Origin of the sequence: Pseudomonas sp. GW460-12-10-14-TSB1 (assembly GCF_017349775.1) — a bacterium.
In the GTDB taxonomy this organism is placed as follows: Bacteria; Pseudomonadota; Gammaproteobacteria; order Pseudomonadales; family Pseudomonadaceae; genus Aquipseudomonas; species Aquipseudomonas piscium.
This window is the reverse complement of sequence record NZ_JACNAC010000044.1, coordinates 13,598-23,955: the sequence shown is the minus strand read 5'-3', so window position 1 is coordinate 23,955 and position 10,358 is coordinate 13,598. Positions and strand designations below refer to the sequence as shown.

General features: G+C 64.0%; 8 protein-coding genes. All 8 read left to right on the top strand.

Annotation, left to right across the window (positions count from 1 at the left end; translation table 11 throughout):
* The first annotated feature begins 87 nt into the window (after window positions 1-87).
* The 8 genes from J4D52_RS22150 (at window position 88) to J4D52_RS22115 (ending at window position 10,204) form a co-directional block, all read left to right on the top strand.
* Window positions 88-1,437, top strand: a complete 1,350-nt coding sequence (locus J4D52_RS22150; RefSeq protein ID WP_102677660.1) for a TolC family outer membrane protein — start codon at window positions 88-90, stop codon at window positions 1,435-1,437.
* 38 nt (window positions 1,438-1,475) lie between these two features.
* A complete protein-coding gene (locus J4D52_RS22145) occupies window positions 1,476-3,632 on the top strand; it encodes a type I secretion system permease/ATPase (RefSeq protein WP_025808572.1) in 2,157 nt (718 codons plus the stop codon).
* The gene (locus tag J4D52_RS22140) at window positions 3,622-4,989 is read left to right on the top strand and encodes an HlyD family type I secretion periplasmic adaptor subunit (protein WP_097306287.1); all 1,368 of its coding nucleotides are present in this window, start codon (window positions 3,622-3,624) and stop codon (window positions 4,987-4,989) included. The genes J4D52_RS22145 and J4D52_RS22140 overlap by 11 nt, the downstream gene beginning before the upstream one ends.
* A 353-nt stretch (window positions 4,990-5,342) precedes the next feature.
* The gene (locus tag J4D52_RS22135; RefSeq protein WP_102677659.1) at window positions 5,343-6,233 is read left to right on the top strand and encodes a TauD/TfdA family dioxygenase; all 891 of its coding nucleotides are present in this window, start codon (window positions 5,343-5,345) and stop codon (window positions 6,231-6,233) included.
* 27 nt (window positions 6,234-6,260) lie between these two features.
* Window positions 6,261-7,298, top strand: a complete 1,038-nt coding sequence (locus J4D52_RS22130; protein WP_009046329.1) for an ABC transporter substrate-binding protein — start codon at window positions 6,261-6,263, stop codon at window positions 7,296-7,298.
* Window positions 7,299-7,303: 5 nt separating this feature from the next.
* Window positions 7,304-8,164, top strand: coding sequence for an ABC transporter ATP-binding protein (locus tag J4D52_RS22125; RefSeq protein ID WP_063427707.1), 861 nt, complete (start codon window positions 7,304-7,306; stop codon window positions 8,162-8,164).
* A 20-nt stretch (window positions 8,165-8,184) separates the two neighbouring features.
* Entirely contained in the window at window positions 8,185-9,051 is an 867-nt protein-coding gene (locus J4D52_RS22120) for an ABC transporter permease (RefSeq protein ID WP_102677658.1), read from the top strand.
* Window positions 9,052-9,286: 235 nt separating this feature from the next.
* Entirely contained in the window at window positions 9,287-10,204 is a 918-nt protein-coding gene (locus tag J4D52_RS22115; protein WP_063427709.1) for a LysR family transcriptional regulator, read from the top strand.
* Window positions 10,205-10,358 lie beyond the last annotated feature (154 nt).

Below are 10,358 nucleotides of genomic sequence, written 5' to 3'. Positions count from 1 at the left end.
CGATATACGGTCATTCCGGTTGCCATCATCCGATGCAGCACCTCGTTTTGCTGTGATTTGGGACAAGAAGTCCTGGGAACCCCCTCTATGCGTCCGCAGTTGTTCAAAGCCTTACCCTTCGTACTCGCCGCCAGTTTTGCCCAAGCACAAACCCTGCCTGAAGCCATGCAGAAAGCCTTGGATGTCCATCCGGAAATCCAGGCCGCGGTGAACAGCCGTCTGGCGGCCGATTACCAGCTCAAAGCAGCCAAGGGCGGCTATTTGCCGCGGGTCGATTTGCTGGGCGGCTACGGCCGTGAGGGCACCGACAGCCCGACCACCCGTGCAGGATCGAGCAATCACTGGGAGACGCTGAACCGCAGCGAGTCAAGTTTGCGTCTCCAGCAAATGGTTTTTGACGGTTTTGCCACCTCCAGTGAGGTAGGGCGTCAACAAGCCACCGTCAATTCCCGGGCGTACTCGTTGCTGGGCACTTCCGAGCGCACCGCGCTGACCGTGGCCCAGGTGTACCTGGATGTGCTGACCCGTCGCGAGTTCGTGCGCCTGGCCGAAGACAACATGCGCAATCACGAGCGCATCTACGATCAGATCCAACTGCGCACCCAGCGCGGCGTCGGCAGCCGCGCCGACCTCGACCAGGCGGAAGCGCGCATGGCCCAGGCGCGCAACAACCTGATCACCGAACAGACCAACCTGGCTGATGCCCAGACCAACTACCTCAGCGCCGTCGGCCAGATGCCGGACCAGCTGGAGCGTCCGGCCGGTTTCATGGCCCTGCTGCCGGCCACCCTCGACGAAGCCCAGCGCCAGATGCTGGAAAACAGCCCGATCCTGCGTTCGGCCGAGTCCGACATCGTCGCCGCCGAGAAGCAGTACGAAGCCGCCAAGTCGACCTTCTACCCGCGCTTCGATGCCGAGCTTGGGCGTACCGCCGACAACAACCTGGACGGGATCGACGGCCACAACAACGAATGGCAGGCCATGTTGCGCATGCGCTTCAACCTGTTCGCCGGCGGCAGCAACAAGGCCGACCTGGAATCCAAGGCCTATCAGTCCAACCAGGCGCTGGATATTCGTAACAACGCCCTGCGAGTTCTGAATGAGGAGCTAGGCTTGGCGTGGAACGCCTTGAACAACGCCAATGCGCAAGTGCCGATCGCCCAGCAATATGTCGATCGCAGCGCCAGCGTGCGTGAGGCGTACCAGAAGCAATTCAGTCTGGGCGAGCGCACCTTGCTCGACTTGCTCGATAGCGAGAATGAACTGTTCACCGCCTCGCGGCGTTTGGCGGAAATCAAGAACATTCAGTTATTTACTCAGTATCGAATCAAGGCGACCATGGGCGAATTGCTCAAGAGCCAGGGAGTGGTCGCCCCCATGGCTTCCGTCGTACAGAACGATGTGAAGCCCAAGGTCCAACTGCCTGGGATGAATTGAGTACATTTCATCCAATAGACAGTTAAAGAGTGCCGAGCGTGGAATCAGAAGTCAGTCGAGTGCAACTTAGCCATGATCCACGCGGCATGCATGACGACCCGCTGCTGGATGCCCTGCTAACCCTGTGCTCCTTGCATCAGAAGCCGGCCAGCGCGGCGATGTTGACCACTGGCCTGCCGTTGCCTTCCCAGCGCCTGAGCGCCGAGCTGCTGCCCCGCGCCGCCGCTCGCGCCGGCCTGCAGGGGCGTCTGCTGCGGCGCAAGCTGGAGCAGATTCCCGCCATCGCCATGCCGGCCATGCTCTTGCTCAAGGACGGCCGCAGCGCCGTCCTGCTCGGCTGGCAGGGCGAAGACCGGGCCCGCCTGCTGCTCAGTGAGAGCGACGGCGGCGAGGTCAGCGTCAGTCGCCAGATGCTGGCCGACGATTACAGCGGGCAAGTGTTCTTCGCCCAGCCGCAACACAAATTCGACGTGAACCATGGCTCGCTGATTCCCCGCGCCCGCTCCTGGTTCCGCGACACCTTGAAGCGTTCGCGCTGGCTGTACGCCGACGCCATCGCCGCCAGTCTGCTGATCAACGTCATCGCCATGGCCGCGCCGCTGTTCGTGATGAACGTCTACGACCGCGTGGTCCCGAACCAGGCCGCCGCCACCCTGTGGGTGCTGGCCATCGGCATCACCGGTGCCTACCTGTTCGACCTGATCCTCAAGAGCCTGCGCAGCCTGTGCCTGGACCTGGCCGGCAAGAAGACCGACCTGATCATCTCGGCCACGCTGTTCGAGCGCATCGTCGGCATGGCCATGAAGTACCGGCCGGCGCGGGTCGGCAGCTTTGCCCAGAACATCCATGAGTTCCAGAGCCTGCGCGACTTCCTCGCCTCGCTGACCCTCACCAGTCTGATCGACCTGCCGTTCACCCTGCTGATCTTCCTGGTGATCGCCATCCTCGGCGGGCACCTGGTGTGGATTCCGGTGCTGGCCTTCCCGATTGCCCTGGGTATCGGCTACGCCCTGCAGAAGCCGTTGATCGCCACCATGGAAAAAACCATGGCCCTGGGCGCCGAGCGCCAGTCGAGCCTGATCGAAACCCTGGCCGGGCTGGATGCGGTGAAGGTCAACAACGCCGAAAGCGAACGCCAGTACCAGTGGGAGCAGACCATCGGCACCCTGGGCCGTCTCGAGCTGCGGGTGAAGATGCTCTCCAGCCTGGCGATGAACATCACCCTGCTGATCCAGCAGTTGGCCGGGGTGATCATGATCGTCTTCGGCGTGTACCAGATCATCGACGGCAACCTCAGCATGGGTGGGCTGATCGCCTGCTACATGCTCAGCGGCCGCGCCCTCAGCCCGCTGGCCTCGTTGTCCGGCCTGCTGACCCGCTACCAGCAGGCGCGGGTGACCATGACCTCGGTCGACCAGATGATGGAGCTGCCCCAGGAGCGCAACTTCGACGAGCGCCCCCTGAGCCGCAACGTGCTGCAGGGCGCCATCGAATGCCGGCAGCTGAATTTCACCTACCCGGGGCAGCAGAACCCGGCGCTGAAGAACATCAACCTGGTGGTCAAGCCGGGCGAGAAGATCGGCATCATCGGCCGCAGCGGCTCGGGCAAGAGCTCCCTGGCCAAGCTGTTGGTGGGCCTGTATACCCCGGACTCCGGCGCCTTGCTGGTGGACGGCGTGGACATCCGGCAGATCGACGTCAGCGAATTGCGCCACAACATCGGTTATGTGGCCCAGGACATCCAACTGCTGGCTGGCACCCTGCGCGACAACCTGACCTCCGGCGCCCGTTACGTCGAAGACGAACTGGTGCTGCAGGCCGCCGAACTGGCCGGCGTTCATGAGTTCGCCCGGCTGCACCCGCAGGGTTATGAGCTGCAGGTTGGCGAGCGTGGGCAGAACCTCTCCGGCGGCCAGCGGCAGAACGTTGCCCTGGCCCGGGCCCTGCTGCTCAACCCACCCATTCTGCTGCTCGACGAACCGACCAGCGCCATGGACAACACTGGTGAAGAACGCTTGAAACAACGCCTGCAAGCCGTGGTGGAAGCCAAGACCGTGGTGCTGGTCACCCACCGTGCCTCGCTGCTGTCGCTGGTGGATCGCCTGCTGGTGATCGACCGCGGGCAGATCCTTGCCGATGGACCGAAAGCGGTCGTGATGGAAGCGTTGAAGAAGGGGCAGATCAGTGTTGCTTAAGTCCGATTTCAAAGACTCGATCCTGCGTTACTTCAAAGGCACCGAGTCGCTGCACGACCAACCCCTGCCGGAGGTCAACAAGGCACTGATCGAGGATGCGCCGCGGGTTATCCGCCTGACCATCTGGGGCATCATCGGCTTCTTCCTGTTCCTGCTGCTGTGGGCCAACTTCGCGGTGATCGACGAAGTGACCAAGGGCGAGGGCAAGGCGATTCCGTCGTCCAAGGTGCAGAAAATCCAGAACCTGGAAGGCGGTATCGTCTCCGAACTGTTCGTCAAGGAAGGGCAGATAGTCGAGGCCGGCGCGCCGCTGATCCGCCTGGACGATACGCGCTTCAAGTCCAACGTCGGCGAGACCGAGGCCGACCGTCTTTCGATGTTGCTACGGGTCGAGCGCCTGAGCGCGGAGATCGACAACCGCGAGCTGAACTTCCCTGCCGATGCCCTGGAGGCCGCGCCCGGCCAGGCCGCCAGCGAGAAGTCCCTGTATGAAAGCCGCCGCCAGCAGTTGCACGATGAAGTTGGCGGCCTGCAGGAACAACTGATTCAGAAGCAGCAGGAACTGCGCGAGTTCACCTCCAAGCAGGCGCAGTACCGCCAGCAACTGGGCCTGCAACGCCAGGAAATCGCCATGTCCGAGCCGCTGGTGGCCCAGGGCGCGGTGTCGCCGGTGGAAGTGCTGCGGCTCAAGCGCGCCGAAGTCGAGACCCGCGGGCAACTGGACGCCACCACCCTGGCGATCCCCCGTGCCGAGTCGGCGATCAAGGAAGTCCAGCGCAAGATCGACGAAACCCGCGGCAAATTCCGCAGCGAAGCCCTGACCCAGCTCAACGAGGCACGCACCGAACTGAACAAGGCCAGCGCCACTGGCAAGGCCCTGGAAGACCGGGTCAGCCGGACCCTGGTCACCTCGCCGGTGCGCGGTATCGTCAAGCAGCTGATGGTCAACACCATCGGCGGGGTGATCCAGCCGGGCAGCGACATGGTGGAGATCGTGCCGCTGGACGATACCCTGCTGGTGGAAGCGAAGATCCGTCCGCAGGACATCGCCTTCCTGCACCCGGGACAGGAAGCCGTGGTCAAGTTCACCGCCTATGACTACACCATCTACGGCGGCCTGAAGGCCAAGCTGGAACAGATCGGCGCCGACACCATCACCGACGAAGACAAGAAGACCACCTACTACGTGATCAAGCTGCGCACCGACCGCAGCCACCTGGGCACCGATGAGAAGCCGTTGCTGATCATCCCCGGCATGGTCGCCTCGGTGGACATCATCACCGGCAAGAAAAGCGTGCTCAGCTACCTGCTCAAGCCGATCATCCGCGCCCGCGCCGAGGCGCTGCACGAGCGTTGAGGCGGTAACCAGGCTGCGTCGACCCTGAGGCGGACGCATCGCAGTGGTTGCAGCGGTGATTCTTAAATCCTATCGCGAGCAAGCTTCGCTCCTACAGAAGCCAACACGGCCACTTGTAGGAGCGAAGCTTGCTCGCGATGGCGCCTGTGGATTCACCACTGAATTCCCCTGCCCGAATCGCCATATCGTTATTCTCTAACGGTATTTAAAATTAAGTTCTTATATCTATAAAGTCGACTCCCTGCGTACCTGCCGACCAATCGGCGCGCCGCACGAAATGAACCAACACGGGACCTCCGTGAGTTTCTGATCGACGCGCGCGCCACCGGGCGTGCTCTGCGTGGGAGTGATTTATGTCCGTACTGTCTCCAAGTGCCGCGCCCATCGCCGCACAAGCTTTTGATATCCGCCCGTTCAGCGGCGCCGTCGGTGCCGAGATCGTCGGCCTGGACCTGGCCAAGCCGGTCAACGACCAGGATTTCGCCCGTATCCACCGCGCGCACCTGGATCATCACGTCGTGGTGTTCCGCGACCAGCGCATCACCCCCGAACAGCAGATCGCCTTCAGCCGCCGTTTCGGCGTGCTGCAGATCCACGTGCTCAAGCAGTTCTTGCTGGCCGGGCACCCGGAAATCCTCATTGTTTCCAACATCATCGAGAACGGCCAGTCCATCGGCCTGGGGGACGCCGGCAAGTTCTGGCATTCCGATCTCTCCTACAAGGAACTGCCGAGCCTGGGCTCGATGCTGCACGCCCAGGAGCTGCCGTCCGAGGGCGGCGACACGCTGTTCGCCGACATGCACAAAGCCTGGGACAGCCTGCCCGAAGCGCTGCGCAAGGCGGTCGAGGGCCGCTGCGCCGCCCACTCCTACACCGCGCGCTACAGCGAGACCAAGTTCGAGGGCAACTGGCGCCCGACCCTGACCCCGGAGCAACTGGCCCAGGTCCAGGAAGTGGTGCACCCGGTCGTGCGCACCCACCCGGAAAACGGTCGCAAGGCGCTGTTCGTCAGCGAAGGCTTCACCACCCGCATCGTCGGCCTGCCGGAAGACGAAAGCCGCCAGCTGCTGGCCGAGCTGTACGCCCACAGCGTGCTGCCGGAAAACATCTACCGCCACCAATGGCAGCCCCATGACCTGGTGTTCTGGGACAACCGCTCGCTGATCCACCTGGCCGCCGGCTGCCCCAGCCACCTGCGCCGCAGGCTGTACCGCACCACCATCCAGGGCGACGCCCCTTACTGATCGGCCACCCACGGCAGGAGAAACACCATGTCCCAACCTACTCAACGCCTCCCGCGCCTGGGCAAACTGGCGGCCGCCATCGGCCTGGGCTTCAGCCTGCTGGCCGCTAGCCTGGTCGCGCCGACGGCGGCCCATGCCGAAGGTGAGATCCGCATCGCCGAACAGTTCGGCATTGTCTATCTGCTGCTCAACGTGGTGCGCGACCAGAACCTGATCGAGAAGCACGGCAAGGAAGAAGGCATCGACATCAAGGTCGACTGGACCCAGCTGTCCGGCGGCGCGGCGGTCAACGACGCCTTGCTCTCCGGCTCCATCGACATCGCCGGGGCCGGCGTCGGCCCGCTGCTGACCATCTGGGACCGCACCCACGGCAAGCAGAACGTCAAGGCGGTGGCGTCGCTGGGCAACTTCCCTTACTACCTGGTGAGCAACAATCCCAAGGTCAAGACCATCGCCGACTTCACCGAGAAGGACCGTATCGCGGTGCCGGCGGTGGGGGTTTCCGTGCAGTCGCGCTTCCTGCAGTACGCGGCGGCCAAACAGTGGGGCGACAAGGAGTTCAATCGCCTGGACAAGTACACCATCGCCGTTCCGCACCCGGACGCCACGGCGGCGCTGATCGCCGGTGGCACCGAGCTGACCGGGCACTTCTCCAACCCGCCGTTCCAGGACCAGGCGCTGGCCAACCCGAACGTGCACGTGGTGCTCAACACCTACGACCTGCTGGGCCCGAACTCGCCGACCGTGCTGTTCGCCACCGAGAAATTCCGTACCGAGAACCCGAAAACCTACAAGGCCTTCGTCGAGGCGCTGGCCGAGGCCGCCGACTTCGCCCAGAAGGACAAGGGCGCGGCGGCGGATACCTACATCCGCGTGACCAAGGCCAAGATCGACCGCGAGGCCTTGCTGAAAATCATCGACAACCCGCAGTTCGAATTCACCGTCACCCCGAAAAACACCTACCCGCTGGCTGAATTCCTCTACCGCGTGGGCGCGATCAAGAACAAGCCGCAATCGTGGAAGGACTACTTCTTCCAGGACACCACCCCGCTGCAAGGGAGCTGATCGCCATGAACGCCCCCTTGCAAGGCCACACGGCCAGCAACCCGGCCGCGGCGGCGCAGGCGCTGCTGGCGGTCGACCAGGTCAGCCTGGAATACCGCACCCCGCAGCGCGTGGTGCGGGCCACTCACCAGGTCAGTTTCGAAATCGATCCCGCCGACCGCTTCGTCCTGCTCGGGCCCTCGGGCTGCGGCAAGTCGACCCTGCTCAAGGCGGTCGCCGGCTTCATCCAGCCCTGCGAGGGCGAGATTCGCCTGCAAGGACAGCGGGTCAGCCAGCCGGGGCCGGACCGGATCGTGGTGTTCCAGGAGTTCGACCAGCTACCGCCGTGGAAAACCGTCAAACAGAACGTGATGTTCCCGCTGCTGGCGTCGAAAACCCTCAACCGCCGCGAGGCCGAGGAGCGCGCGCTGCACTACCTGGACAAGGTCGGCCTGGCGGCGTTTGCCGACGCCTACCCGCACACCCTGTCCGGCGGCATGAAGGCCCGGGTGGCCATCGCCCGCGCCCTGGCGATGCAGCCGAAGATCCTGCTGATGGACGAACCCTTCGCCGCCCTCGACGCCCTGACCCGGCGCAAGATGCAGGAGGAATTGCTGCTGCTCTGGGAAGAGGTGCGTTTCACCCTGCTGTTCGTCACCCATTCCATCGAGGAGGCGCTGGTGGTGGGCAATCGCATCCTGCTGCTGTCGCCCCATCCGGGGCGGGTACGGGCGGAAATCCACAGCCATCAGTACGACCTGCAAAGCCTCGGCGGCGTGGCGTTCCAGCAGACGGCGCGGCGCATCCACCGGCTGCTGTTCGACGAAGGCCAGTCGCCGGAAACCGAGCGCGAGCTGGATTTCACCGATATCCGTATCGCTTATTGAGCCTTTAAGAGGAACGCCCGATGAGCCATTCATCACCTGTTCGCCAGGAATACGAAGTTGCCCTCGAACCCTTGCTGGCGGTACCGCTGGAGCGTGAATTGCCGCTGGGCCAGCGCCTGTGGCAGCAAGGCTGGCTGCGCAAGAGCCTGATCCTGATCCTGCTGGCGCTGCTCTGGGAGGCCGTGGCCCGCTACCAGAACAACTACCTGCTGCTGCCGAGCTTCCTGCAGACTGCCAGCGCGCTGTACGACGGCCTGTTCAGCGGCGAGCTGTTGGGCAAGGTCGGCATCTCCCTGGTCGTGCTGCTCAAGGGCTACCTGATCGGTATCGCCCTGGCCTTTGCCCTGACCACCCTGGCGGTGTCGACCCAGGTGGGCCGCGACCTGCTGAGCACCCTGACCTCGATGTTCAACCCGTTGCCGGCCATCGCCCTGTTGCCGCTGGCCCTGCTGTGGTTCGGCCTGGGGGAGAACAGCCTGATCTTCGTGCTGGTGCATTCGGTGCTCTGGGCCTTGGCCCTGAACACCTACGCCGGGTTTCTCGGGGTTTCCGAAACCCTGCGCATGGCCGGGCGCAACTACGGGCTCAAGGGCATGCGCTTCGTGCTGTTCATCCTGATCCCGGCGGCGCTGCCGTCGATCCTCGCCGGCCTGAAAATCGGCTGGGCCTTCGCCTGGCGCACTCTGATCGCCGCCGAACTGGTGTTCGGCGCCACCAGCGGCAAGGGCGGCCTGGGCTGGTACATCTTCCAGAACCGCAACGAGCTGTACACCGACAAGGTCTTCGCCGGCCTGGCGGTGGTGATCCTGATCGGCCTGCTGGTGGAGAACCTGGTGTTCGATACTCTGGAGCGGGTCACCGTGAAACGCTGGGGCATGCAGCGCTGAGCCTGCTACCGATCAACCTGTAGCCGCTGCCGAGCCCGCGAGGCTGCGATCGACGGCGCAGCCGGTGCAAAACCTGACAGCACATTTTGCCTGGCACACCACATGCGCAGGTCTGGCGAGGACTTTGTCCTCGATCGCAGCCTGCGACAGCGGCTACAGAGAGTGGTGTCCCTGACTGAAATGACCCTGCTAGCATTGCGCCTGACTCATCCCCGATCAGCCACGAGTGCTCAGCATGCAACTCCCGGACATGAACCTTCTGGTCGCCCTCGACGCCCTGCTCGACGAGGGCAGCGTGGTTGGCGCGGCGCGGCGTATGAACCTCAGCCCGGCGGCCATGAGCCGGACCCTCACGCGGATCCGCGAGGCGCTGGGCGACCCGATCCTGGTGCGCGCCGGCCGTGGCCTGGTGCCCACGCCCAAGGCCCTGGAACTGCGCGGCCAGGTACGCGACCTGGTGGAGCAGGCGGCGCTGGTGTTCCGCTCAGGCGATCAGGTCGACCTCAGCACCCTGCGTCGGCGCTTCAATGTGCGCGCCAACGACTTTTTCGTCGGCGTCTATGGCGGCCGGCTGATCGACACCCTGGAGCGCCAGGCGCCCCATTGCGAACTGCGTTTCGTCCCCGAAGGCGATGGTGACGACGAGGCTCTGCGCGAAGGGCGGATCGACCTGCGGATCAGCAACACCCGGCCGCTGACCCCGGAAGTGAAGGTGCAGAACCTGTTCTCCACCACCTTCGTCGGTCTGGTGCGCAAGCATCATCCGTTGCTCGACGAGGAGATCACCGCCGAGCGTTTTGCCGCCTTCCCGCACATCAGCATGTCCCGGCGCGGCATTGCCCGCGGGCCGATCGACGTGGCGCTTGGCGACCTGGGCCTGGAGCGCCGGGTGCCGCTGATCGCGCCGAGCTTCCATGCCGCGATGTTCATGCTGCCGGACTCGGACCTGATCCTGCCGGTGCCCAAGGAAACCCTGCTCAGCGTGTCGCGCCTGGGCCTGCACCTGCGTTCCTTCGTCTTGCCGATTCCCTTGCCGACCCTGGTACTGACCCAGGCCTGGCACCCGCGCTACGACAAGGACCCGGCGCACAAATGGTTCCGCGAGACCCTGCGCGCTTCCTGCAACGAAACCTGGCGCGCCGCCCAGCCCTGAAAAAACATGCCCCTGGTAGGATCGCCGCCCGCTCGCTCCTACAGAGCACCACAACCCCTGTAGCCATCCAATCGTTGTGTCTGGTGCACCTATAAGCTGTCGATAAGTCAGTTTTCGTCAGCTGTCGGGCTTTTTAAACTGCTTCGGTATTTCT

Excerpts from the sequence above, each read along its gene's own strand:
- J4D52_RS22115 (WP_063427709.1), top strand. The coding sequence starts at position 9,287 with ATGCAACTCCCGGACATGAACCTTCTGGTCGCCCTCGACGCCCTGCTC.
- J4D52_RS22150 (WP_102677660.1), top strand. The coding sequence starts at position 88 with ATGCGTCCGCAGTTGTTCAAAGCCTTACCCTTCGTACTCGCCGCCAGT.
- J4D52_RS22130 (WP_009046329.1), top strand. The coding sequence starts at position 6,261 with ATGTCCCAACCTACTCAACGCCTCCCGCGCCTGGGCAAACTGGCGGCC.
- J4D52_RS22120 (WP_102677658.1), top strand. The coding sequence starts at position 8,185 with ATGAGCCATTCATCACCTGTTCGCCAGGAATACGAAGTTGCCCTCGAA.
- J4D52_RS22135 (WP_102677659.1), top strand. The coding sequence starts at position 5,343 with ATGTCCGTACTGTCTCCAAGTGCCGCGCCCATCGCCGCACAAGCTTTT.
- J4D52_RS22125 (WP_063427707.1), top strand. The coding sequence starts at position 7,304 with ATGAACGCCCCCTTGCAAGGCCACACGGCCAGCAACCCGGCCGCGGCG.